The following is a 23,471-nucleotide window of genomic DNA, read 5'->3' as shown; positions in this document are numbered from 1 at the left end:
TCTAATAATCTATCTATATATTTTTATTTTTCCGAAACTGATTTGGATTCACACCTGACTGTTTTTTAAATTCCAGATAAAAAGCCGATCTGGAACCAAAACCTGAAAGTTTCCCTACCTCTGCTACATTGAGTTCAGGCCTTTCATTCAGAATCAACATGGCTTCTTTAATTCTGTATTGGTTTAATAATGAAGGAAAATTGAAATTATATTCCGAATTGATAAGTTCACTTAACTGGTGATAGGAGAGACCCATCCTAGACGCTAAAAGTTCTTCATTACAATCAGGATTCAAAAATATTTTTTCAGAATTCAATAACGATTCTAATTTATTCCGAAATTCGGTTTTATCCAATTTCAGTGTTACGGACCGGTACCGGGTTTTTGATTTATCCCTTTTTTCATAATTTCGCAAAAACAAAAAAGAACCCGCTGTTAAAAAGGGAAGATAAAATACTGCCGCATAAATAAAGAAGGGTTGGTAAGGATAAAAATCAAAGTGAAACAATGTTTTTAAGAAGACGGAAAAAAGAAAAAAGAACCAACCAAAGACATAAGCCCTTTCATCACTTTCTTCTTTTGCAAACAAAGAGTGATGAGTTTTGAATAAAAAATAAGCAGCAGTTCCAAATATAGATAATACTAGAAAGATTCTAAATTCATATACTCTTGGGAAAAGAGGAACTAACAAATAAAGAAAACCTGCAAATCCCGAAACCCAAAACAAAATCTGTTTTGAAATACGATTTCCAACAAACGAATCAAAAGAAGCAAGATATACAAAAAATACAAAATGATTGATTGATAAAAAGATATAATAGGAATGCCTAACTAAGTTATTTGAATTTCCGAAGATTGACGCAAACTCCTTTCCGTGTACGGAGTATACGAGAAGGAAAAACATTAGAAAGTGAACCAAAATCGAAATGTAAACTTTTTCTTTTGATTTTAAATATTCTGATATCGCCCACCCAAACGACACAATTCCCATCATCATAAAAAACAAAAATGTCAAAAATCGAAACAAAACAATAGAACGATAACTTGCATGAGAAACAATGCGAAGAGGAAAGTTTAGGTCTTCATTGGATACTAAATAAATATAGAAATAACGACTTTCGTTGGCTTTAAGAGTAACATTAAAATGTGGGAAAGGAGAAAGGACCTCCATCCAATCTTCCCAAACATACCCACTGTAAGAAGTTGTGATTTCTCCATCCTCTCCTTCCGAACATAGTTCGACAAATGGGATGTTGATCCATTGGATGAGGATGCTAAAATAAGTATCTACAGATACCTCATTTTTGATCTCCACTCGGACCCATTGACCTCCCTCCTCCTGTTTTCCTCGCAAAGAGTCGGCGCTACGGTTGTCGATCCAGACAAAACTCCGCAAAGATTGGATGGATTCATGGCTGCAATTTCTAGGAATGTCTGTCCTATGGGGTACCAAAAATTGGACATTTTGGCTTATGTTCCGGCCGTAGAAACTCTCTGGTTTCCATAGACACCCGCCTAGAGAGGCAAAGATTGCCGCTAGGAACACGATTTTGGCCAATAGTTTCATCGGAAACACCAGTTTTCGGAAATTCGGCAACCAAGAAAGCGATTTCGATGTTTCCAGATTTTTCAAATGGATTATTTTTTGTCCATTTTTATGATATTGGACAAAACGGGTGTCTAAAATCATGGCTGACAGGGAGTGAAATTATGGATTTCCACGCTGCGCTCAATAACATCTTAAACCCACCGGTACTCTTTTTCTTTTTAGGAATGGGAGTTGTATTCTTCAAATCAGACCTAAGGATCACAGAAGGAGTCTCCAAATTCCTATCTTTATATCTTTTGTTCTCTATCGGATTCAAAGGAGGACACGAACTCTTCCAATCTCCTTTTGCCGAAGAACACTTACTCACACTCATTGCTTGTATGTTTATGGCATGTTTTGTTCCAATCTACTCGTACTTTATCTTTAGAGCCAAACTGGATCATGCAAATGCTGCTGCCCTTGCGGGAAGTTTTGGATCCATTAGTGCTGTGACCTTCGTGACTGCTGGTGCTTTTTTACATAGTTATGGATATGAATACCAAGGTTTCATCGTAGCAGGAATGGCTCTTATGGAATCACCTGCCATCGTTCTTGCCGTCATCATCGATCGATTGGGAAAAAAGAAAAATAACGAAAACCTAAATGAAAAGATTCAATGGAAACATTTACTCCATGAAGCTTTCTTTAGTTCTTCAGTATATATTTTGATGGGAGCGGTGATCGTTGGTTACTTATCAGGTGAGTCCGGATGGAACACTACAAAACCATTCACTGAGGATATATTCAAAGGACTACTTACTTTCTTCCTATTGGATAAAGGAATCGATGCAGCAAGACAAATGCGCGAATTAAAAAAAGTTGGTTTTTTCCTCATTGGATCCGCGCTCATTATCATGACGATTAACGTAGTCATCGCCATCCTACTTACCAAAATCATCCAAATGCCGATTGGTGATGCTCTTATGTTTGTAGTTCTCTGCGCTTCTGCATCTTACATTGCAGTACCTGCGGCGATGAAAGACTCCATCCCAGAAGCTAACCCCAGCATCTATTTAACGGTTGCTTTATCGATTGTTTTCCCCATCAATATCATCGTTGGAATTCCTTTATACTTTTACATATTGAAAGTAATTGCAGGAACCAATTAAGTTAATTAAACATTTGTTATAGAAAAGGAGATACTTCATGTATATTTCAAAAGGTTATTTCTATTTTCTATTGTTAGCGGTAATGATGCCGCTAACAATTACAACGGCTGCTCCAACAGAAACAGAAAATGTTCCTACGCCTACCGCCACCCAAGAAATCAAACCCTATGTTTCTTCCATGAAAGAAAAGGGAATCGATCCAGAATACAATCGCCATATGTTTGTAGAACCAGAGTTATCCAGACACTCAGCAACTTCTGGCCAATTTTGGTTAAACGATGTATTACGTTTTGGAATGTATTTGCGACCGAGACAAGAAGCAAGATACAATATGGACTTCAATGCTTCTGAAAAGGGTTATACTGACAGAACGGTTCAAACTTCCTCTATTTATTTTATCTTTGATCCCAGCCCTTATGTACAAGCAAAAGTAACCCTCCAAGATGCTCGTGTATGGGGAGGAGAATCGCCAGCCTCTTCTGGTGATATCCGAGCCAATTTTTTTAACAATACAGCAGACATTTATTCTAAAAATCAAACGAATGCCGTTTCTCAAAATCAAACAGGAATCCGAGAAGCATTCTTAACTTTAAACCAACTTCCCTTACGTTCCAAATTACAAATCGGAAGACAAATTTGGGCCTATGGCGACCAACGAATGATAGGTGGTGGTAACTGGACAGTCAATGGTCTATCCTTCGATGGAGCAAGGCTTATGTTCAATTACGATAATTTCAAAATCCACTTTCTCATGGCAAGGCCCTACTGGACCCAAAGTGGAACAAATGGCGTTGTATCCTCAAACGATCCAAAACTTAACTCTGCAGCCACAGGGACAGACACAACCCTACTTGGAACTTACAATAGTTTCACGATTCCTGATTGGGTAACCTTGGACCTGTACAGTTTAGGTGTGGTACGAAAGTGGAAAAAAAATCTTATGAATCCGGTGACTGGACTTCCGGAATCTTCTAATGATGATCCGCAAGCCATGAACCGAAGTAGACAAAACCAAAACTTAATCACAACGGGTTTTCGGCTTACAAACAGAACCAAAGGAAATTTCCTTCCTGAAGGAAAGTCTTGGGATTTTACATGGGAATCGGCCTTTCAATCAGGAACAAGTGGAAGACGAATCCAAGACCCTTATTTAAAAGAATACCTTCCGAACGAATATGATAATTCAAGAACGGAAAGAGAAAAATATACGGGCCAAATGCATGTTTTCCAAACTGGATACACTTTCTTCAGTAAACTAAGGTTTGGTGGTCAAGTCCTATATGCATCTGGGGATAAAAATAGAGCGGATGCTTCTGTTTCCACATTTCAGACATTGGCCAATCCAAGATTTGGAGTGATTCCTTACTTCAATAGTGTGGCCGGAATTTCAGAAAATATCAACGCACAAAATCTAATCTCCAAGTCTGTGAGTATCAGTTACAAAACAGATTCCTGGGGAGAATTTCAAGTTACCTACTTTCAAAATGATAAAGCGGAAAAACAAGATGCTTGGTATGCCATCAGTGGAGTGGCAAACTCAACAAGTTCCTTGGGCGAAAAAAATCCATACCCAGTTTCCTCTGACAAAGGTAGTACAGAGAATTATTCTAATAATTCTTATTCGTCACCTTATGCACTTGGGAAACGAATCTATACAGAAGTAGATTTAACTTGGCATGGACAAATCAACGATTTTGTTTCTTTATGGATGGGTTTCGGATATCTGAATGCGGGAGACGCTGTTCGCAACTATAGAAATAGTAAAATCCAATACAATTCCACGACTCAATCCTTTGAATGGAACCAAAACTACTTACAAGGCAAAAACCAACTGGCGAGAGATGCTTATATGGCCTATGCCCAAATCAACGCTGCTTTTTAAGAAAAACGTTCGATTTTTGTATGGATTTGAATACTATGGAGGTCAAATTGATTCAAATCCATGTTGGAAGCTTCAAACAAACAAAGACGGATTCGCAATAGCCTCTCTCGTGAGGAAATTAGAAACGTATCCCTCCTGATTTTAAAGGAAGAAGGACTGGATGGTCTTTCCATGCGAAAGATTGCGAACCGATTGGGTTGCAGTGTTGCCAGTCCTTATTCCTATTATGAAAGTCAAATTGACTTAGTCCAAGACCTAATCAAATCAGGAGAGGATGAACTTCTCTCCATGTTAAAAAAAGCAATTATAGAAGTGGATTCAAGTTCCGCTTTTGAAAAATTGGCGGCCATTGCCCGTGCCTATTTCAATTTCGCAAGTAACAACCGTGAGTTACACAAAGTGATGTTTGTGACAGATTACGGTGGAGTACATAGAAAAGCTTTTCCTCAATTGCCAAAAAGTTACCGATTTTTTTTAGAAACAGTTCGTATTGGTTTTGAGTCTGGAGAAATTCCTTATCCTAAAAATGAATACCCTGCCATCGCGAGGATGATGTGGAGTTGGATGTATGGAGTCATTGTTTTGGATATGACAGGAATGCTCCGCAAAAGAACAGGTTCCGGAAATCCCATCGAAGAAGGGATTTCCTACTTTCAAAAACTCCTGAGTAAAAAATAAACCTAACTTACGCTTGGTGAAATTTCCAATCCGTCGTTTTCATCATCTAAAATTTCTTCTGCTTCGTTCGTAACTAAGATAGAAGTTCCTTTGTCTTTTAGCCGAATCAGTTCACTTCGAATGTAATTGATTGTTTCTGGTGCGTCAGTCACTTCCCAAATTGGATTCCCAACAGATAGGCGGATGGGTTTATTCATATTGTACGCATCCAAATACAAAGGAACGATTGGTAAATTATAACGTTTGCTAAGAACAACCATACCAGGATATAGTTTTCTACTCTTTCTAAATCCTCTATACCAAGTACCTTCTGGAAAAATTCCGATCCCTAAGTTTCCACGGTTGATCCTTCGTTTGAAATCTTTTATCGTAACTGGATCAGATTCGCTTCTGTTCAGTGGAATCAAATCAATGGATTTTACAATTCCTTTGACCATTTGTTCTTTTCTATACAACCACTTACGTTTTTTTCCTTTATTAGGAATTCCAGAATCATAACTAGTGAGAGCTGTTGTATAAATTCCATATCTTTTGAGAACCCCTCGAATCACAAAGGCATCGTAAGGCATGGTAATCACTCTTAAAAACTTATTTCTTGGTTTGATGTGGTTTGAAATTAGAATTACAGATTTACCATTTAGCTTTCGTAAGATATGATCATTTTGAATTTCAACTTTTTTGTTTCCATACTTCAAACGCATCGGTTTCACAACAATCCACATCAGCACAAATCCGATTGATCTTCCTACATAATAGAACATAACTTTTCCTCTTAATTCGTATGTGTCCAAAATCCCAATCTGGTTGCAAAAGTTTACCGAGGTTTTTTGCTACAATTTCAAGTCATTTCAGTGTAAATGGCGTTACGATCAGTGTTTGATAGGGTTTAAAAATTTGACATTTCCTACCTTGGCAAAAACCTGGGAATTACCTTCAGGGAGGAAACAGGTGAGAATCCTGTGCTGACCCGCAACTGTAATCCAAACCAAAGTTTGGTGAGCCAGATCTTCCCCGTAAAGTCTACCTCGTGGTAATGGAACTTTACACACTGATTCCAAATGTCCTCCATTTGGATAAGGGGCCCCGAAGGAATCGGGGCACCCGAAACAATTACAAATTAAAATTGTATTTTAGATACTTAAATATAAAGTTCTAACAGCAGTTTGTTTATCGTTGGATCGGAGGTCCCTAAATTTTTACCCATTAGGAGACTTCTATGAAAAGAATTATCAAAACAACTATCCTTTCCTTGATTATGTTTGCAAATATTGTTTGTAGCACAGAAAAACAAGTTCCTGCAACTGATGCAAATAATAAACTACTCATCGGATTGTTAGCTGGTCAAGTTTCAGAATCTAGTAAAGATTTTGCATTAAATGGTGTTTGGAATAGTTTCACTGGAAACGGAACTACACTCGATACCATATCTACCTTTTCCGCTAAATATGGCTCCAAAGGATTACAACTAGACGATAGTTCTGGATTTGGTGGGTTTTCTAGCTGTTACATTATCATTGAATTCAATAACGCAGAAGGAAGTTTCATCACACAAAACCCTGAAAACAATGGTGGATGTTTTGCTGGTGATACAAACAAAGGAAAATACAACAAAGTATTCTTCTTTAAAAATACTGCAAAAGAAAACTCTTATTGGCTTTGTACTGTAGCTTTTGGAAAAACATATGATGCTGCAAAAGCACAAGCGGATACTTCTACTAGAACAAATCCTGGTAGCTCCGGTTGCGGTGCTTCTGCATTTTCAAGAATTGATAAAAAATAATAGTTTTACCGTATACAAAAGTAAATGTCCCTATCATTAGATGGGGACCATTCCAATTGTATCTAACTTGTTTTTACTAAAAAAGAAAACTAAAACTTGGACTGGACTTTAAGGATTCGTTCCCTAAATTGGTGATGTGATGCAAAAACGTTTCAAAACAAAAAAATTATTTCCTTTGGTTTTGGTGTTTGTTGTATCCTCATTTTCCTGCAAAAAATCCCCCTCTGCATCTGGGGAAGAAAATCTAGCTGCCTTATTACCATTACTCAATGCCCAAGCAAGTGCAAGTGTATGTCCCAAATCTCCACTGCCAGCAGATATCCACATTGCCACAACAGTGGTGAGTGCCAGTTCCACGATATCTGGTTTTTCTGATCCCCAAAAAGCAGTGAATGGAATTTGTGGGGCCGGCGAAACAGCCGGATCACTCGATGTCTATGCTTTGGACATTACCGGGGCTGGCGCTAGTATCGTTCTGAGCTGGGGTGGTCGCACGGTAAAGAATGTTACAGATTTGGACTTTGTTGTTTATGACAATAGTTTTCGGATTTCTGATGATTCCAACACCTATGCTATGGATCCTTCTGTGGTTCAAGTTTCTATTGATGGAACCAACTATTGTGGATTTAACCCCAGTTATTCGGGAGCCAATGTAAATTTAATCGATAGTTGGACTCGGTTTGGTGGACTCAGGCCTGTTTACTACAATATGACCACAAAACCTTTTTCAAATGAGGATCTTTTTATCAACACCGGTAATGCCTTTTTGTTAGGTGGTGGTGATGGATTCGATTTGGATGATTTAAACCACACAGATCCGAACGGTATAGGATGTAATGCAGCATTAGTTACCAATATCCAAACAAATGGATTTAAGTTTATTAAAATTACTTCTGCAAGTAATGTAAACAATCCAGCCACGGGAAACCCATTCCCTTGGCCTCCCGGCAGTTACAACGGAAGCGATATTGATGGAGTGGTGGCACGCGAACTCCAATGACTCTACAATCATTATGTCAGATCTAATCCTTTCTTCGAAGTTCTCCTAAAAAAAACCTAAAAAAAAGACCTGTATTTCAGTTGACCAATCCTTAAAAAAGGTATCTTTTTCTAGAACCACTTCGGACGCGTATCCACTTTGAGCGAAAACCTATACACACAAAAAATATCCATCCAGGATGAGATGCCGAGATTGTCCGCACAGGCAAATCTCCTAAAACTTCTCCTCGATCCTTTTTTGGATTCTATTTCGTTTGAGAAGGAATCTGGCCTTGCTTTGGATGCTGGGGCAGGTCCTGGTGTTCTCACAAGTTTTCTAATGAAAAAAAATCCCAACCTTCGTTGGTCTGCCTGTGATATTTCTGAAGAAATGGTTCAGTATTGTAAACTAGGCCATCCAAAAGTAGACTGGAAGGTCTCCGATGTACGGGCTCTGGATTATCCAGACAACCATTTTGACTTTATTTTCAATTCGATGGTTCTCATCCATATCAAAGAACCAGAAAAAGCTTTAAAGGAATTCTACCGAGTTTTGAAACCTGGCGGAAAGATTCTCATCCATTGCCCCAACGATAAATCCTTCACAGGCCCACAAGTGCTTTTGGATATGGTTGCCAAACATGCGACCATCCATCCAGCTGACAGGTATGTCATGGAAAAAGTTCCAGGGCTCATGGAAGGTTTAGGATTTAAACTAGCGGCAAGAACCGATTTTATTGCGTCCAATGATGGGAATGATGACAAACCAGTTGTAGAATACCCAAAAATTCATTTGGGTATGATGACCGGTTGGTCTATGATGTCCTTTATGGGCCATCCAGAAGGAATGCAAGAATTGTATTCCAAACTTCAATCCGACTATATGTCCAATCGTGTGAAATTCACGATCAATCTTGAAACACATTTGTACCAAAAATAAACGGAGGCAAAATTGAATCAAAAGTCACCCATCATTATCGGGGAATACCACATCATTCCAGAAAATTTGCCTGCTGATGGCCAACTTCGATTGATCTTCCAACCAATCGATATGACTACGTATTGGAGACGATGCGGGCTCACTGCAAACTTTGTTGCGGGATTTTATTCCTATTGTTACGAAGCTAGTGAAACCAAAGCGAACTCCCTCTCTACTATCATTAACGAACTTCTTGAAAATGCTTCTAAATTCTCAAAAGCAAGAGAAGGTAGAATCAATGTAGAATTAAAACAATATGGAAATCTTTTAAGGATTGATGTTTTAAATGTGGCGTCAAAAACCTTGCGGGATAGTTTTGAAATTTTTGTAAATAAACTCTTGTCGGAGAACGTGGAGGAGATGTATTTTTCTACACTCGAAACCAAAGAAGACGGCGATACCAAATCCGGTTTGGGTCTACTCATGATGTTAAAGGACTACCCGGTTCGTTTTGGTTATAGTTTCCATGAGGTCGATGCCGATACTCATGAAATCACGGTAAGAGCAATTATCAACGTAGAAGAGATATAATAGGCGAAGCTTCATGGAAATCAAAGACTTAGATTACAATATTCAATACGACGAAGCCACTAAGACTGTCAAATTCACAGGTTCCATCCGATTGCAGAACTTACCCGCTTATGAACCCATAAAATTATTTTTGAGAGATGTTGCGAAACTTTGCCAAGGTTCGCTTTTGACAATGGACTTTAGAGACTTACAATTTGTAAACAGTTCGGGGATCACTACCCTCTCTATGTTCATTATTGATTCCAGAAAAAGTGCTGCTTACCAAATCAAAATCCAAGGATCTCTCAATGTTTCTTGGCAGTCAAAATCCCTCTCTAACTTCAAAAAACTTTGGGATCAAGTGGTTTTGGAAATCTCCTAAACCATAAAATTCCTTATTTTCATTACCTTCCGCCCATCTCGTACAACCTTCTAAATTCGAGCATGCGGCGGGACATTTCATTAAATCTTTGGGCTAAAATCACAAACAAATTGGTGAGTAATTTGATGGCAAGGGTCGGACTTTGGATTTCTAATTTTTGAAATTCGTTAGGCGTTAGAATGAGTAATTTCGCATGATCCCTGACAATGATATCTGCATTTCGATTGGACTTGGAAACAAATCCCAACTCCCCAAAAATTTCCCCTTGGTTTAAAATGGAAATGGTAGAACGAATCCCATCTTCACGGTTCACAATCACTTCCACACTTCCATCCAAAACACAAAAGAGACCTTGGCTTTCTTGGTTTTGATGGAACACAATGTCCCCATCTTCATAATCAATCAGATCCAACATGGAAAGTAACTTCTTTGATTCCTCTTCAGTAAATCCTCGTAGGAAAGAGAGGAACTGACTAGGAGGGAGCATCATGTCATGAACAATATTTTGCCAAACATCATCCCCATCCATGGAGAAGAGAGGCCGTATGTCTTTATAATCAGTAAAATTTGTTTCAAATAAATGAGCCAGTTCCGTTCCCGCAGGGTAACGCTTCGCCAAACGAAGAAATGGTGAATGAATTTGTTTTAAATATTCATTATCATCCAATAAAAAAACCATCGGAATCACAATCCCATATTCTGGATGGTGGATGTTCTTTTTGTACATTCGATAACCCACTTGGTTGTACAAACGAACTAAATGAGGATTAGTATCAATAAAATCGATGACGATCCCGTTCTCTCTGGCATGTTCATAAATTTTCATACAAAGCATGCTGGCAGCAGCCGTGTGTCTGTATTCACGTTTGACCATGAGTTTTGTAGACATGGAAACTTTATCAGGATAAAAAGGGCGGAAGAGTTCCATCTCATATAATTCTTCGCATTCTAAATTTCCATCTTTTCGGAAATTGATGCGGACAGTTCCAATACACTCACCCTCTTCCGTTTCGGCGAGGAAGAGATGTCCTGTTTCGTCAAAGGGTTCTTTGATCATTTTTGCAGTATGATCGGCATATTCCTGGACCCTGTTCATTTCTTGAACGTATATGTCATAACGGAGGTGGTAAATTTTATTACGATCTTCCTCCGTTGTTGCCAAATGTACTCTGATCTGACTCATCCTAGTCTTCCCCCTTAAAAAAATGAAAAATCATTTGCAATTTATGCAAAATGTATGACTTTATAAGCTAATTTTCCGCATTCTGTTGCACGAAATATATAGAAAGAAACCTTTACTCTATGTCGCAATCTCCCTCCAACGAAAATCGATTCGTCCTTTCGGACTATTACAAGAAACAACTTAAAGAGATTGCCTACCAAGGAGAATTCCGCGCCGAAACCTTTGCGACGCGGTTCCGGTTCTTCTTCCTCGGGTTTTTGGTTATATTTGCAACCTTAGGTCTACTTTCTGGCCGACCACCAATAGAATTCTATTATCAGATTTCTGCTATTTTAGTTCTTCTTTGTTATAATTTTGTTGTTCTGTATTCCTTAAAAAAATCGGGCAAGTATCTCAATATCTTTAAGTTTCTATCTTCCTTTTTAGAAATCACCCTGCTTACATTCGTTACAGGGTATACTGCATATTCTCAAAAAAATCCAAGTCTTGTTTATGCTGCGCCGATGATTTATGTATTTTTCATTCTCATCGCACTGGCTTCCATACGTAATAATACTAAGACTATCATCTTTGCAGTCATCGTTCTCATCGTTGAATATGCATCTCTTACTATATACTTCTATCCAGAGATGACTAACTTCAATGCGAAACTCATTGAACTATCGGAGTTTCTGAAACCAACCTTCTTAGAAAAAAATAGCACTTTCTTCTTAGTAAGTGCTGTCCCAATGGGAATTTTTCTCATCCTTCTGTACATGATTGTTACAGGAGGTCTGATCCTTTATGCCATTCTCAATACTTCGCGAACGACGCAGGAACAAGCGGACTTAATTTTTAATACAGAGAAACAAGCCATCTTGGAAGAGAATATGCGACTCGGTATGGAATTGGACGTAGCAAGACAGATCCAGGCCATGGTACTTCCCCGTAATGAAGAATTAAAAGAGATCCAAGAATTAGAAATTTCTGCAAGGATGGATTCGGCCAATGAAGTCGGTGGTGACTACTATGATGTCATCCATCACGAAGATGGGACAGTATATATTGGGATTGGTGACGTAACCGACCATGGTCTTGCTTCGGGTGTTGTGATGTTAATGACTCAGTCCGCATTCATCACTACTCTACGTTCAAAAGTTATTTCGCTACGTGAGTCCCTTCGTTCGATCAACTCCATTTTATTTTCAAACATTCATGTAAGGATGAATGACATTCGTAATCTTACTTTATCATTGTTTTCTTATAAAAATGGTGTGTTTACAACTGCCGGACAACACGAAACCATTTTAGTTTATCGTCACGCTTCGAAAAAAACGGAAACGATCGATACTGTCGATAATGGCATGTTAGTTGGTTTAACGGAATCCATTGACGAATTTATTCATGAAAAACCAATTCCGTTACAACCAAAGGATATTATCCTTTTGTATACAGATGGGGCTACCGAAGCAGAAAACTCAAAACGAGAACAATTTGGATCTCATCGTTTGATCGAATCTTTGGAAAGACATGTGGATTTAGAAACCACAGATGCAATTTTAGATGCAATCTTTAAGGACATATATGTCTTCATTGATGGAATGGATGTATATGATGACATTACCATCATGATCATGCGCAAACGAGGGTAAAAAACATGGACAATGAATCAATTTTGGAGGAAGAACGCGCCAAATACGCAGAGTTAGAAGTCCTTTACCAAAACATCATTGATCACTCGACAGAAATCGAAAACGAACTCCTTGAAAATAACAAAACGATCCAAATGTATTCGGATCGTATGCGTCGTTATTTATCTCCTCAACTCTATGAAATGATTACTGGTGGTGCCGAAGGAGAAACTTCTATTTCGCACCAAAGACGCAAACTCACTATATTTTTTTCTGATATTGTTGGTTTTACAACCATCACCGATTCCATAGAACCAGAAATCCTTTCAGACTGTTTGAACAAATATTTGGATGTGATGTCTAGCATTGCTATCAAATACGGCGGAACCATAGACAAATTCATCGGGGATGCCATCATGATTTTTTTCGGAGCACCTAGTTTCGAAAATGATAAAACACATGCTCTAAATTGTGTCAAAATGGCCATAGAAATGCGAGATAGTTTACCGGCCTTGGATGAATACTGGCGAAAATCCGGTATCAACCACAACCTAACTTGCCGTATCGGGATCAATACAGGTTATGTGACCGTAGGGAACTTTGGAACCAACGAAAGAATGGATTATACCATCATTGGTGGGCCAGTCAACGTGGCTTCACGCCTGGAACATGCCTCCGATGCTGGGGAAATCCTCATATCCAACGCAACCAAATCGCTGATAGACGAGTTCATCGACACTAAACCTAAGGGAGAGATTGTTGTCAAAGGTGTTCATACTCCTATTGAAACTTTCCAGGTGATCAGTTTAAAAAACGACCAGGATAAAAAAGAAAATCCGTTCCTAAAATTCAATAATGAAGGATTTCTGCTCAAACCATTACACTTTGATAAACTGAGCACAAACCCCGAAGAACGCCGATTAATGCAATACGCATTAGAAAAAGCGCTTGCGGCTTTACGATAAATCGTCTAGATTCCTTAGTTGAACTACGACTATGCGAAAGTACGGCAATTTTAAATCCACAAATAGTATCAACAGGGAGCCAGAATCCAAAATTCAAATCCATTTAAAACCTTTGGATTTAATGCGGTATTGGCGCCGGATTGGAATCCTGTCAGATTTCATTGGATATTTTTACGGATTCTCTTTTTTACCCAATGTCCCTTCTGAATCGATGGACATGAAAAACTCAGAAATTGTGAACTCCATCTCAACGGTGTTTAATGAACTTTTGGAAAATGCAGCCAAGTATTCCTATGATAAAAAAGCAGATATTGAAATATCGCTCATCCATAGGGGCAAAACTTTTGAAATCTTTGTCAGTAATAAAACAAACGAATCCAATGTCACTGCTTATGAAGCTAGTTTAAAAGAAATATTTGCAGCGAAAAATTTAGAAAGTTTGTATATTGAAAAATTAGAAACTAACGAAAACGATCCACATCGATCTGGTATTGGTCTCATTATGGTTTTAAAAGATTATCCAGTAGAAATGGAAGTTTCTTTTGAATCCGTAGGGGAAGAAACAACCATTACCAGCCGAGTCATTTATTTTACAGACGGGTTCCCTCAATCATAATCTCTAAAATTTGATCTACCTCTTTACGAAAGGTCTCTTCTTCTGCTTTGGATTTGATTTGTTTCCATTTTCTTTCATTTAACACAGCAAATCCATGCACTCCACTCCAAAAACTCATCATAAGAGTGTCAGTGGGAACGGAATTTTTTAACTTCAATGTCTTTTGACCAAACTCTACAATTTTAAACATACCAATATAAGCAAGTTTCCCACACTCCCGTAAATCATCTGAAATAGGATCTCCAGACACATAGATCTCACCACCAAACATGAGTTCTGTTCGTCTCGGATTTTGTAAGAGAAGAAATATATATTCGACACCCGCCATTTTGACTTTTTCCAAAGGATCATCGGAATGGTTCCAAGCTCTTTCCATTCCCTCTGTCAATTCCCGAAACCCTTCGGTAACAAGTGCCTGAAGGAGATCCATTTTTTTCGGGAAATGTCTGTAGGGGGCGGTATGGCTCACACCTAAGTCATTGGCGATATCTCTTAAACTGAGAGAAGAGACACCTTTCGTCTCTAATACCTTTCTGGAATGCTCCAGAACCTCTTCCCTAAGATTTCCATGGTGGTAGCCAGTCGATTTGGCTGATATATCAGAGTTTGGTTTGGGGAGTTTTTGCTTTTTTTTGGCAGGTTTCATATCTAAAATGTTTACAATGTATACTTTCTATGTTGACAGAGTATACATCTATATTTACACTGTCTACATTATGGAATTAGCCAACTACAGAAAACAACCACTTTTTTGGAATGGGATGGTTATGGCAGCACTCACTGTTACCATTATCCCCCTACTATTTCTGGATTCAAGAACCCTTTTGGGAACCAATGTCTGGATCAAACCCTTAAAATTTACCCTTTCCGTGGGATTGTACTCACTGACAACCGTTTGGGTAATGTTTACCTTTCTCAAAGATTGGAAACACCAACATAAAATCCAGATGGTCTTAACCATTACTTCGGGCATTGAAATTGTTCTCATCACCTTACAAGCAGCACGCGGAGAATCCAGTCACTTCAATATTACAACCACTTGGAATCAAATAGTGTTTTCCGTTATGGGAACAAGTATTTCTATCTTCTGGGTATTTCATCTTTGGATGGGTTATCAGATTTTTAGAACGGATTCAATTTTTAAATCAGTGAAAGAAAGTCTTGTTTGGGGTCTTGGGATTGCCGGTTTTGCCATGATCATTGCATTTTTTATGACCTCTCCTCGCCCAGAACAAATGGAATCAATGAAACAAGGAATTTTTCAGACCAGTGGCTCACATAGTTTTGGTGTAGGTGATCCAGGCAAAGGAATTACATTTTTTGGTTGGAGTACAAAACTTGGAGATATGCGAGTTCCCCATTTTTTTGGAATGCATGTGATGCAGGTCTTTGTATTTCTTGCCGCTTATCTAATGAAAAAAAGAAATTCAATTCAGAACCTTTTACTCGTTCGATTCACAGGGATTGTATTTTTACTGATGAATGTAGTGATGGTGATCCAAACTCTGAATGGAGAATCTATCTTTAATTTAAACCCAGTGTATACAAGTATCTATGGAATTTCTATGTTTTTTATCTTTATTAGTTTTTTCAAATTAACCGCACAACCAAAAGAATTTTCACAAGAGGTCACTGTATGAATCCTTCCTTAATTTTTAAAATTGCCAATGGCATTACACTTCTTTCTTGGATTGTTTTGATACTTTCGCCAAATCAAACCAAGGTGATCCGTCCTTTAAGAGTTTTTATTTCAGGACTTTTACTTGGCGGAGTTTATATATTTGCGATCATCATTGGAAATGGAGAGGCAGATGGTGATTTTTCTAGTTTAGAATCTGTACGTTCCTTATTTGCCAATGACTACTTTTTACTCGGAGGATGGATCCATTACTTAGCTTTTGATTTATTTTTGGGAACTTGGGAAGTGGAAGATGGATTAAAAGAAGGAATCAACCGATGGATCTTAGTCCCCATTTTGGCACTTACGTTTTATTTTGGGCCAGCTGGTTTTGTATTGTATTTGGTCTTACGATTTGTTACAAAATTTTTAATCAAAAAAACAAAGACTACCTAACCACCATATACATCTAGGAGAGAAAGAACGCGTTGGCTTCTGTTCTTTTTCTCCTCATCACCTTCCAATTCACCAATTTCTAAATTTTCGAAAGCGAGGTCTCGCCCAGTTTTTTCATCCAAAGTTTTTGCATTGGATTTAGCACCAGATTCTAATAACAATGCAAGGACAGCAGAATTCCCAAATTTACAAGCTTCATGAAGTGCCGTACTACCACTGTTATCTGAAATATGGATGTCGACACCAGCAGTGATCAGTCGCTTCGCTAAACTTGGTTCTCCAAAAACAGAACACCAATGTAATGGTGTCATTCCATTCACTGATTGAATATTGACTTTGGCTCCTCTTCGGATCAGTTCATCCATAAGAGCCGTTTTTTCTTGTAATCGCAAAGTACTATCTTGGCATAATTTGAAAATGGCAGTTTCCCCATTGGCATCTAAATGATTGGGATCTGCTCCTCGTTCCAAAAGCCTCATAGAGGACTTGTATCTGGCACGTGCAAATGATTCTTGTAAAAGCGAAAAACCCAAAGGATTACGTATGGAATCGTCGATTACATAATCTAAAGAACCTACCGTCCGAACAAAAGAATCCAAAAGATAAACATCATCTCCATCCAACCAATCCAAAGTTTTGTCTTCGTTTTTGGATTCTAAACTAGATCCTAAATGATTTTGATAACCTTCAGGAAATTTCTGTTTCAAAAGTGGAATAAACAAAGGTTCGATTTCCGAATGACAGACAACTTCATGGATGAGTTTCCAATGTTTTATGTTGGGAACCACTTGGTTCGAAAGAAGAAAAATTAATGTTTCATTTAGTTTCTTTTGACTGAGTTGGAAAACAACCTGCAAGTTCTCTTCTTTAAAATGAACTTCTGAAACTGTAGATTGATTTTCCGGCCAGTGGTACATCACAAGCGTTAATAACTCGTCTTTATGTTCTAAATCTAATAAAGAAAAATTTTCCTGCAAAGATAAGATATTTCCTGACAATGCAAATATTTTTGCAGATAACTCATTTGAAACAAATTCTGGAATTTTTTTGTCTGCATCGCCATGTTCATCAAATTGGATTTTATATATATGTGTGGCTGTAAAACTTCCATGTAATAAAGTATTCCACTCGTCTGCGATGGCTAAATACAATTTTCCTGATACAGAATGGTCATCTAAAGAAGAAACAGTTACCGACAACCGAACCTGCGAAACATTTACATTTTGATTGATGATGATATTTAAATTTTTTGAAGGAGAATCAGTTGTGACATCGAACAGTAAATTTTTTAACCTAGAAAGTTCCGGTAATCCTGAAATGGAAATTCTTACGTCGTTTTCGGTTCCTTCTTCGTCTTTCAAAAAAACTAATTCTTCATTGGACCAATCAGAAATAAAATCTGTTGTGTATCTTCCAAAAATTTGGCCTTGGAGTTTATGTTCAGGAATCTGATCCTTAAAATGAAGGTCAAATAACACGAGTGAGTCGGAAGACTCTGATCCAAATTCGATACGATAATCAAAATGGTTCCAGGAAGAACATTTTTTACAGCGGTATTTTCCTTTTTTCCCTTCCAGTTTGGAAGTAGAAATGGAATGGCCGTTAAAACAATTAGAACAGGATAAGATCGTTTTCATATTTCGCTTGTTCCGATATATAAAACAGGAGAGTTTTGACGGATCAATCGAAAATTATTATCTTCAAAACATTCAGGCAGGAATTCATGAAAGAAAACCAATATTTGGTCATCGGGGGATCGGGTGAGGCAGGTCAAAGTGCCATAGCTTGTCTAAAAGAGAAGGATCCATCTGCCTTTATCATAACATCAACTACAACAAATGAACCAGTGTCGAATGCCGATCTTACATTTTTTGACAAAAAGGCCGAACCTGGACTCGCAGAAAAAATTTTAGCCGATCTAGAAACCCAGAAAATTTCTCCAAATTTCAAAGCTCTTATCTACACACCGGCTCTAGGTGAAGTGGGTTTCCCAATTGTGGAGACTAGTAACAAACAAATGGAAGATACTCTCGGAATCTGTTTGTATCCACTTTTGGAATTGGAAAAATCTCTAAAACCAGAGATTTCAATCGCCTATTCAGCGTTCTATTGGCTTAGCCATACTTTGTCTTTTTATGGATCGATGGGAATTGCCAAATACAAAGCAGATCTTTGGGCATTGGAAAATTCGAAAAAAAGAAAAATAATCAGAGCCGGTACATTTTTTTCCAAAAGTGTCAGAGGAATTTCCATTGTCCTGCAACGAACGATGAAAAAAACAAACAACCCAGACCTCCTAACATTGAAAAGTCGATTTGAAGCTTCAGACCAAAAGTTTATGGATTTTTTTCTAACCTATGCTTGGGAACATGAAAAAGAAGCCTTTCAATCTAAGTTCACTACTCCCTATCGCCCGACAGAACGAAAAGATTTAAGCCGAGGTTTACAATTGGTTTTAGATTCCGAAAAACCAATCACCACCGTACTCGGAGATTGGACTTGGGAAGAATCAGAACTTCCAAAAGTTCCCGATTGGTTTAAACAATTCTAGTTGTTTTATTTTTTGAACTAAGACAAGATAGACCAATCGGTATACGGAGGGTGATATGCGTCGACTGATGTTTCGTAAAAAAGGAATTTTAGAATGGGAAGAGGTAGAGCCACTCACCTTAACTGACAAAAACCAAGTCATCGTCGAACCCATTTCCATCGCGCGTTGTGATTTGGATTTACCCATCCTTCGTGGAGAAACTTTATTTCGTGCTCCTTTCCCCGTAGGACACGAGTTTGTTGGTAAAATTAAATCGGTTTCCGAAGATTTGACGGATTTGTATCCAGTGGGAATGACAATCGCTAGCCCCTTCCAAATTTCCTGTGGATCTTGTCCCACTTGCCTGAATCATCATTCCAATTCCTGCGAGTCAGTTCCTTATACTTCTGGATATGGAATGCCACCAGGTGCTCATTCTTTTGGTGGAGCCATCGCAGACGAAATCAAAATCCCATTCGCCAAACAAATGCTACTTCCGATAAATCCAAAAATAAATCCCGTAGGGATCGCAAGCCTAAGTGATAACATCGCAGAAGTTTGGAAACTTGCAGGAAGATTTTTAAATCGAAAAAAAGATCCAAAGGTTCTAGTTGTGGGTGGTCTTGCAGGAAGTATTGGACTTTATACCGCCCTTTTTCTCCACCAAACAAAAAAAGCCGAAGTGATGTATGTTGATACGGATCCTACACGAATCCAATTGGCAGAATCTTTGGAAATCCCCGTGGAACATTTCACTAGTTTCCCAAAACCAACAAATAAATATGATTTGGTTTGTGATGCCTCCGCCCACAAAGCGGGTTGGGACTTTGCAGTTCGGTCTCTCGGGCGAAATGCCATCTTTAGTTCTGCCTCTATCTTTTGGACCAACCAATGGGAAATTCCATATCTGGAAATGTACAACCAAGGTGTAGAAATCCATTTGGGCCGTGTGGAATCAAAAGATTCTATGGAAGCACTTTATCCTTATATTCTCTCTGGCGTTTTTACTCCCGAAAAAATAGTGACCAAACAAGTTTCCTTCAATGATGCCAAAGAGGCATGGTTAGAAGAATCTATCAAGTTAGTGATTACCAAATGAAACAAGTCTAAACAAAATGAAATCCGCTCTCGCTATTTTGAATCAAAACCAAATCCAAAACCGTAAATTTACCATTTGGTTTGTTTTTACCCTTTTCTTTTTTACCATTCAAAACTCATTTGCAGACTCCATTAAAGAACGATTCACACCGCCTAACAATTTTAATCGAGTCTCTTATCCCGACGGAAGTTTTGCGACCTATTTACAAAACTTTCCTTTAAAACCAAAAGGTAGTCCTGTCCTTCTTTACGATGGTAGGACCAAAACAAACCAAGTCCATGTTGCTGTTTTGGATTTTCCCCTTCTTCGAGACGATCTCATCCAATGTGCCGATGCCGTGATGAAACTAAGAGCAGAGTATTTTTATTCCTTAAAAGAATATGACAAAATCCAATTTAAGATTAGTAACGGAATGGACGTTGGATTTGCTCGTTTTGCTAAGGGTGAGAGAGTCCAAGTCAAAGGAAACAAAACCAATTGGAAAACAGGCAAATTCAAAAAAGGAACAGGCCACGATGTCTTCGAAGACTATTTGCGATTTATTTACAGTTATGCAGGAACCATCTCTTTAAAATCGGAACTGAAGAAAAAACAAATTAACGAATTAAAACCAGGGGACGTTTGGATTGAAGCAGGTTCGCCAGGACATGTGGTTATGATTGTAGACCAAGTAACAGGAAAAGATGGACAAACTTTATTTCTTCTGGCACAAAGTTATATGCCTTCTCAAGAAATGCACATTCTGAAATCGGAGAGTAAGTTTTCCCCTTGGTTTGAAGTTCCCAAAAACCAAACCTTCCCAACTCCAGAATGGGAATTCCCAACAAAAGAAATTTATGGATTTGTAAAATGAAATATTGGATACTATTATTTATCGTATTTTGCGCTAGTCTCTCGGCAGAAACCTACGAAGAAGAAGTCAATCGTTCCATTGAATCCATTCGAACCATTAAAGATTCTGATGACAAAAAGGAAATTGAAGAATTCAATTCTTTAATGGATGCTAACTGGAAAAAATTTTCCGAAAAAAAATCCGTATCCATTCCCATCATCCAAACAAAGTTAAAAGAAGAACAAATCGATCTCATAACAAAAACATTTGAAACTATTGATTTTCGAAATCCAACCATAGTTCAAAATACACAACAGTATTTCCGTTTAGCCTTATTCCTCAGCGAAAAACAAATTCCTGGTTTTTTAAACTTAATTGATCAAAGATTTTTACAAAACGAAAGTAGATCTTTTTTTATTCCACAACATATCGCTATGGTCGATGCCCATGCACAAAGAACCCATCTTTATGGTATTTACGGAAATCAAAGTGTTCCCCATTTAATCAATCTGCTAAAAATAGAAAAAGATACAAAACTAAGACAATCGATCACAAGTATCCTTAGAAGGATTTGTACACCCGACTGTGCCAATGACATTTATGAAATGTTAGAAACGGAACAAGACCATACCACATTTGTAAACGGAACTTATATTTTATTAGATAATTCTGGCCCCATCGGAAGGGAATTGTATTTAAAACTAAAACCTAAATCTCTCTCCAAAGAAACTGATGATTACTTTTTTAGCGAAAAAACATATGTCAAAAATCAAAGTTATCCTTTTTTTATTGGGAAAATAAAAAAGAAATATGGAGAAAGTTCCAACAACTTTTCTGATTCAAAGCTGCTAGCCGAAATAGATAAGATGATTCAAAACCAAGGGGCAACTCAAACCATTCATCCATTAGATTTTTTTTCTAATTCCATTGAAAAACAAATCCTTATCGATAAACTCATCGAAGCACGAAGAAAATGTTTTTTACGAATCAATCGGCATGGGATGGAAGACATTGATATCAACAATTTCATTCTAAACACAATTTATTACAAAGACCAAATTACAAATGACACAATTTAAAAACATCGCTGTATATTGTGGGTCTTCACCGGGACAAGATCCTTACTATATGGCCGCAGCATTCGAATTAGGTGAATATTTAGGAACAAATCAAATTGGTTTGGTATATGGGGGTGCAAGTGTTGGTCTAATGGGAGCTGTAGCCAACGGATGTTTATCCAAAAATGGATCGGTCACAGGTGTACTTCCCAAATTTCTAAAACGAAAAGAAATAGAACATAACAAACTCAACCAACTCATCCTTGTAGACAGTATGCACGAAAGAAAACTCAAAATGTTTGATTTGTCAGATGCATTTGTTGTATTACCAGGTGGGTTCGGGACCATGGAGGAATTCTTTGAAGTTGTCACCTGGTCTCAGTTAGGCCTACACCACAAACCAATCATCATTCTCAATTGGCTGGGATTTTACAACCCCCTCCTAACACTCATACAAAATATGGTAAGTTCCGGATTTTTAAAAAAAGAAAATGCAAACCTCGTACAAGTTCTAGAAACTTCAAAAAATCTCCTTTCCGCCTTACAAAACTATTCACCGTCTAAGACGGAGAAATGGTTGTCCGAAGACACCGTCTAAGATTCTATAACCAATAGGCAACTCAATATGCGAAATCTGTTATATGTTATGATTCGTTTCATTTTGATCGGATTGGTTTTTACAAGTTGGTATGTTGCGGCCAATCCAAAAAATGATGGGAATGAGCCTAGACAAGGCTATCAAGACACTCGCCTCACACCTCTTCGCCAACTGACTCCCGAGGCAAATAGAATTCTCAACGCACCACCGCCGGTACAACAGCATGTTACCACTTTTGAAAGTCGGGTCATAGATAAAACCGCTTATCCTTACATTCGAACTACTATAAACTTTGTAGAAGGACATCTTTCCTATAAGGCATTTTTATCCGATGGACAAGAAGTTTCCTATTCCACTCGTGGGGAACATATTTGGCACTCCCAATGTTATGGTGATCTTTGTATTTTAGTCACACAAAAAAATCTGTTAGGTGTTAGTAACTCAAGTACCGAATGGGAAAAAGGACATCATTTTGGAGAGGAACGTTACCGCGTTGCTATGGGACACAAAGCAGCTCTCGTTATGAGTGATCGAAAATTATATTTGTTTAATAGTTATACCAACCATTGGGAAACCATTAGCCTAGAACAAGAAATCATTCGTTCCTTTGCCAATCTCTATGACAAAGTTGCCATCACCACAACACGTCGAATGATTGTGATTGACTTACCATCGGAAACCCAATTCGAAGAAAACTTATTACTTCGAGGAATTTATCAATTTGAAATGCGTGACGCCTTTATCAATTTTTATTCAGGTGATAAACTTTGGATGTTCCGCCACCAGACACAAAATTTCGAAGAAGTGGATTTGATGGATTGAGGTAGGGGCGCCTCACTTTGGATCAAGTTTGAATTTTCCTCTATGGCATGACCGCGCTTTCCGCTTCAATCTTTCCGCTTCAATCTTTCCGATTTGATTTGATGAAAAAAATCTTTTTAATCCTGGTATTCCCCCAAATAATTGGACATTAAAATAAAGCCTTCGCGAAGGAGCAATATGAATCGCGAAAGAAGAGGC

At 38.0% G+C, this 23,471-nt stretch carries 24 protein-coding genes; 19 read left to right on the top strand and 5 right to left on the bottom strand.

Annotation, left to right across the window (positions count from 1 at the left end; translation table 11 throughout):
- Nucleotides 1-13: 13 nt before the first annotated feature.
- A complete protein-coding gene (locus EHQ70_RS00120; protein ID WP_135582956.1) occupies nucleotides 14-1,567 on the bottom strand; it encodes an AraC family transcriptional regulator in 1,554 nt (517 codons plus the stop codon).
- Nucleotides 1,568-1,710: 143 nt separating this feature from the next.
- Between EHQ70_RS00120 and EHQ70_RS00115 the strand changes: the two genes are divergently transcribed.
- From EHQ70_RS00115 to EHQ70_RS00105, 3 genes are read left to right on the top strand one after another with little or no spacing between them, the layout of a single operon-like run.
- Nucleotides 1,711-2,697, top strand: coding sequence for a sodium-dependent bicarbonate transport family permease (locus EHQ70_RS00115; protein WP_135582955.1), 987 nt, complete (start codon nucleotides 1,711-1,713; stop codon nucleotides 2,695-2,697).
- Nucleotides 2,698-2,734: 37 nt separating this feature from the next.
- Nucleotides 2,735-4,579, top strand: coding sequence for an alginate export family protein (locus EHQ70_RS00110; protein WP_135582954.1), 1,845 nt, complete (start codon nucleotides 2,735-2,737; stop codon nucleotides 4,577-4,579).
- 60 nt (nucleotides 4,580-4,639) lie between these two features.
- Entirely contained in the window at nucleotides 4,640-5,257 is a 618-nt protein-coding gene (locus EHQ70_RS00105; protein WP_135582953.1) for a TetR/AcrR family transcriptional regulator, read from the top strand.
- Nucleotides 5,258-5,259: 2 nt separating this feature from the next.
- Here the strand turns inward: EHQ70_RS00105 and EHQ70_RS00100 are convergent, their stop codons facing one another.
- On the bottom strand, nucleotides 5,260-6,018 hold the full coding sequence (locus EHQ70_RS00100) for a lysophospholipid acyltransferase family protein (RefSeq protein WP_135582952.1): 759 nt from the start codon (nucleotides 6,016-6,018) through the stop codon (nucleotides 5,260-5,262).
- A gap of 455 nt (nucleotides 6,019-6,473) precedes the next feature.
- Here EHQ70_RS00100 and EHQ70_RS00095 point away from each other — a divergent pair, with 455 nt between their 5' ends.
- The 5 genes from EHQ70_RS00095 (at nucleotide 6,474) to EHQ70_RS00075 (ending at nucleotide 9,886) form a co-directional block, all read left to right on the top strand.
- A complete protein-coding gene (locus EHQ70_RS00095; protein WP_135582951.1) occupies nucleotides 6,474-7,037 on the top strand; it encodes a hypothetical protein in 564 nt (187 codons plus the stop codon).
- Between the two features lie 139 nt (nucleotides 7,038-7,176).
- Nucleotides 7,177-8,037, top strand: a complete 861-nt coding sequence (locus EHQ70_RS00090; RefSeq protein ID WP_135582950.1) for an LIC_13355 family lipoprotein — start codon at nucleotides 7,177-7,179, stop codon at nucleotides 8,035-8,037.
- Between the two features lie 138 nt (nucleotides 8,038-8,175).
- Nucleotides 8,176-8,955, top strand: coding sequence for a class I SAM-dependent methyltransferase (locus EHQ70_RS00085; protein ID WP_244288167.1), 780 nt, complete (start codon nucleotides 8,176-8,178; stop codon nucleotides 8,953-8,955).
- Between the two features lie 12 nt (nucleotides 8,956-8,967).
- Complete coding sequence (locus EHQ70_RS00080) at nucleotides 8,968-9,525, top strand: slr1658 superfamily regulator (protein ID WP_135582949.1); 558 nt, start codon at nucleotides 8,968-8,970, stop codon at nucleotides 9,523-9,525.
- A gap of 13 nt (nucleotides 9,526-9,538) precedes the next feature.
- Complete coding sequence (locus EHQ70_RS00075; protein WP_135582948.1) at nucleotides 9,539-9,886, top strand: slr1659 superfamily regulator; 348 nt, start codon at nucleotides 9,539-9,541, stop codon at nucleotides 9,884-9,886.
- A 22-nt stretch (nucleotides 9,887-9,908) separates the two neighbouring features.
- Here EHQ70_RS00075 and EHQ70_RS00070 read toward each other — a convergent pair whose 3' ends face one another.
- A complete protein-coding gene (locus tag EHQ70_RS00070) occupies nucleotides 9,909-11,069 on the bottom strand; it encodes a GNAT family N-acetyltransferase (protein ID WP_135582947.1) in 1,161 nt (386 codons plus the stop codon).
- A gap of 119 nt (nucleotides 11,070-11,188) precedes the next feature.
- On the opposite strand from EHQ70_RS00070, the gene EHQ70_RS00065 reads away from it, so the two are divergent.
- From EHQ70_RS00065 to EHQ70_RS00055, 3 genes are read left to right on the top strand one after another with little or no spacing between them, the layout of a single operon-like run.
- Nucleotides 11,189-12,700 carry a PP2C family protein-serine/threonine phosphatase gene (locus EHQ70_RS00065; RefSeq protein ID WP_135582946.1) on the top strand — a complete coding sequence of 504 codons (1,512 nt, stop codon included), beginning with the start codon at nucleotides 11,189-11,191 and terminating at the stop codon, nucleotides 12,698-12,700.
- A 5-nt stretch (nucleotides 12,701-12,705) separates the two neighbouring features.
- Nucleotides 12,706-13,644, top strand: coding sequence for an adenylate/guanylate cyclase domain-containing protein (locus EHQ70_RS00060; RefSeq protein WP_135582945.1), 939 nt, complete (start codon nucleotides 12,706-12,708; stop codon nucleotides 13,642-13,644).
- A gap of 31 nt (nucleotides 13,645-13,675) precedes the next feature.
- Entirely contained in the window at nucleotides 13,676-14,260 is a 585-nt protein-coding gene (locus EHQ70_RS00055; protein ID WP_135582944.1) for a DUF6272 family protein, read from the top strand.
- On the opposite strand, the gene EHQ70_RS00050 is transcribed toward EHQ70_RS00055, so the two are convergent.
- Nucleotides 14,235-14,906: a TetR/AcrR family transcriptional regulator gene (locus EHQ70_RS00050; RefSeq protein ID WP_135582943.1), complete on the bottom strand. Its 672-nt coding sequence runs from the start codon at nucleotides 14,904-14,906 to the stop codon at nucleotides 14,235-14,237. The two genes, EHQ70_RS00055 and EHQ70_RS00050, sit on opposite strands and share 26 nt — an antisense overlap.
- A gap of 70 nt (nucleotides 14,907-14,976) precedes the next feature.
- On the opposite strand from EHQ70_RS00050, the gene EHQ70_RS00045 reads away from it, so the two are divergent.
- Both EHQ70_RS00045 and EHQ70_RS00040 read left to right on the top strand, forming a co-directional pair.
- Nucleotides 14,977-15,900: a hypothetical protein gene (locus tag EHQ70_RS00045; RefSeq protein ID WP_135582942.1), complete on the top strand. Its 924-nt coding sequence runs from the start codon at nucleotides 14,977-14,979 to the stop codon at nucleotides 15,898-15,900.
- Nucleotides 15,897-16,334, top strand: coding sequence for an ABA4-like family protein (locus tag EHQ70_RS00040; RefSeq protein ID WP_135582941.1), 438 nt, complete (start codon nucleotides 15,897-15,899; stop codon nucleotides 16,332-16,334). The genes EHQ70_RS00045 and EHQ70_RS00040 overlap by 4 nt, the downstream gene beginning before the upstream one ends.
- Here EHQ70_RS00040 and EHQ70_RS00035 read toward each other — a convergent pair.
- On the bottom strand, nucleotides 16,331-17,971 hold the full coding sequence (locus tag EHQ70_RS00035; RefSeq protein WP_135582940.1) for an ankyrin repeat domain-containing protein: 1,641 nt from the start codon (nucleotides 17,969-17,971) through the stop codon (nucleotides 16,331-16,333). The genes EHQ70_RS00040 and EHQ70_RS00035 overlap by 4 nt on opposite strands.
- Nucleotides 17,972-18,057: 86 nt before the next feature.
- On the opposite strand from EHQ70_RS00035, the gene EHQ70_RS00030 reads away from it, so the two are divergent.
- From EHQ70_RS00030 to EHQ70_RS00005, 6 genes are read left to right on the top strand one after another with little or no spacing between them, the layout of a single operon-like run.
- On the top strand, nucleotides 18,058-18,885 hold the full coding sequence (locus EHQ70_RS00030) for a hypothetical protein (protein ID WP_135582939.1): 828 nt from the start codon (nucleotides 18,058-18,060) through the stop codon (nucleotides 18,883-18,885).
- Nucleotides 18,886-18,940: 55 nt separating this feature from the next.
- Nucleotides 18,941-19,963: a zinc-dependent alcohol dehydrogenase gene (locus EHQ70_RS00025; protein WP_135582938.1), complete on the top strand. Its 1,023-nt coding sequence runs from the start codon at nucleotides 18,941-18,943 to the stop codon at nucleotides 19,961-19,963.
- Between the two features lie 16 nt (nucleotides 19,964-19,979).
- On the top strand, nucleotides 19,980-20,816 hold the full coding sequence (locus EHQ70_RS00020; RefSeq protein WP_135582937.1) for a DUF4846 domain-containing protein: 837 nt from the start codon (nucleotides 19,980-19,982) through the stop codon (nucleotides 20,814-20,816).
- On the top strand, nucleotides 20,813-21,874 hold the full coding sequence (locus EHQ70_RS00015) for a hypothetical protein (protein ID WP_135582936.1): 1,062 nt from the start codon (nucleotides 20,813-20,815) through the stop codon (nucleotides 21,872-21,874). Before EHQ70_RS00020 ends, EHQ70_RS00015 begins: the two co-directional genes overlap by 4 nt.
- Complete coding sequence (locus EHQ70_RS00010; RefSeq protein ID WP_135582935.1) at nucleotides 21,861-22,451, top strand: LOG family protein; 591 nt, start codon at nucleotides 21,861-21,863, stop codon at nucleotides 22,449-22,451. Before EHQ70_RS00015 ends, EHQ70_RS00010 begins: the two co-directional genes overlap by 14 nt.
- A gap of 27 nt (nucleotides 22,452-22,478) precedes the next feature.
- Entirely contained in the window at nucleotides 22,479-23,273 is a 795-nt protein-coding gene (locus EHQ70_RS00005; RefSeq protein WP_135582934.1) for a hypothetical protein, read from the top strand.
- The last annotated feature ends 198 nt before the right edge of the window (nucleotides 23,274-23,471 follow it).

The organism is Leptospira congkakensis, from assembly GCF_004770265.1.
Lineage (GTDB): Bacteria > Spirochaetota > Leptospiria > Leptospirales > Leptospiraceae > Leptospira_A > Leptospira_A congkakensis.
This window is presented reverse-complemented; position numbering and strand designations above follow the sequence as displayed.

What these genes read in the sequence shown, in the direction of transcription:
- EHQ70_RS00105 (WP_135582953.1), top strand. Translation starts at nt 4,640, where the DNA reads ATGTTGGAAGCTTCAAACAAACAAAGACGGATTCGCAATAGCCTCTCT.
- EHQ70_RS00065 (WP_135582946.1), top strand. Translation starts at nt 11,189, where the DNA reads ATGTCGCAATCTCCCTCCAACGAAAATCGATTCGTCCTTTCGGACTAT.
- EHQ70_RS00015 (WP_135582936.1), top strand. Translation starts at nt 20,813, where the DNA reads ATGAAATATTGGATACTATTATTTATCGTATTTTGCGCTAGTCTCTCG.
- EHQ70_RS00075 (WP_135582948.1), top strand. Translation starts at nt 9,539, where the DNA reads ATGGAAATCAAAGACTTAGATTACAATATTCAATACGACGAAGCCACT.
- EHQ70_RS00030 (WP_135582939.1), top strand. Translation starts at nt 18,058, where the DNA reads ATGAAAGAAAACCAATATTTGGTCATCGGGGGATCGGGTGAGGCAGGT.
- EHQ70_RS00060 (WP_135582945.1), top strand. Translation starts at nt 12,706, where the DNA reads ATGGACAATGAATCAATTTTGGAGGAAGAACGCGCCAAATACGCAGAG.
- EHQ70_RS00115 (WP_135582955.1), top strand. Translation starts at nt 1,711, where the DNA reads ATGGATTTCCACGCTGCGCTCAATAACATCTTAAACCCACCGGTACTC.
- EHQ70_RS00100 (WP_135582952.1), bottom strand. Translation starts at nt 6,018, where the DNA reads ATGTTCTATTATGTAGGAAGATCAATCGGATTTGTGCTGATGTGGATT.
- EHQ70_RS00010 (WP_135582935.1), top strand. Translation starts at nt 21,861, where the DNA reads ATGACACAATTTAAAAACATCGCTGTATATTGTGGGTCTTCACCGGGA.
- EHQ70_RS00120 (WP_135582956.1), bottom strand. Translation starts at nt 1,567, where the DNA reads ATGAAACTATTGGCCAAAATCGTGTTCCTAGCGGCAATCTTTGCCTCT.
- EHQ70_RS00070 (WP_135582947.1), bottom strand. Translation starts at nt 11,069, where the DNA reads ATGAGTCAGATCAGAGTACATTTGGCAACAACGGAGGAAGATCGTAAT.
- EHQ70_RS00095 (WP_135582951.1), top strand. Translation starts at nt 6,474, where the DNA reads ATGAAAAGAATTATCAAAACAACTATCCTTTCCTTGATTATGTTTGCA.
- EHQ70_RS00020 (WP_135582937.1), top strand. Translation starts at nt 19,980, where the DNA reads ATGAAATCCGCTCTCGCTATTTTGAATCAAAACCAAATCCAAAACCGT.
- EHQ70_RS00090 (WP_135582950.1), top strand. Translation starts at nt 7,177, where the DNA reads ATGCAAAAACGTTTCAAAACAAAAAAATTATTTCCTTTGGTTTTGGTG.
- EHQ70_RS00005 (WP_135582934.1), top strand. Translation starts at nt 22,479, where the DNA reads ATGCGAAATCTGTTATATGTTATGATTCGTTTCATTTTGATCGGATTG.
- EHQ70_RS00110 (WP_135582954.1), top strand. Translation starts at nt 2,735, where the DNA reads ATGTATATTTCAAAAGGTTATTTCTATTTTCTATTGTTAGCGGTAATG.
- EHQ70_RS00055 (WP_135582944.1), top strand. Translation starts at nt 13,676, where the DNA reads ATGCGAAAGTACGGCAATTTTAAATCCACAAATAGTATCAACAGGGAG.
- EHQ70_RS00040 (WP_135582941.1), top strand. Translation starts at nt 15,897, where the DNA reads ATGAATCCTTCCTTAATTTTTAAAATTGCCAATGGCATTACACTTCTT.
- EHQ70_RS00035 (WP_135582940.1), bottom strand. Translation starts at nt 17,971, where the DNA reads ATGAAAACGATCTTATCCTGTTCTAATTGTTTTAACGGCCATTCCATT.
- EHQ70_RS00025 (WP_135582938.1), top strand. Translation starts at nt 18,941, where the DNA reads ATGCGTCGACTGATGTTTCGTAAAAAAGGAATTTTAGAATGGGAAGAG.
- EHQ70_RS00050 (WP_135582943.1), bottom strand. Translation starts at nt 14,906, where the DNA reads ATGAAACCTGCCAAAAAAAAGCAAAAACTCCCCAAACCAAACTCTGAT.
- EHQ70_RS00045 (WP_135582942.1), top strand. Translation starts at nt 14,977, where the DNA reads ATGGAATTAGCCAACTACAGAAAACAACCACTTTTTTGGAATGGGATG.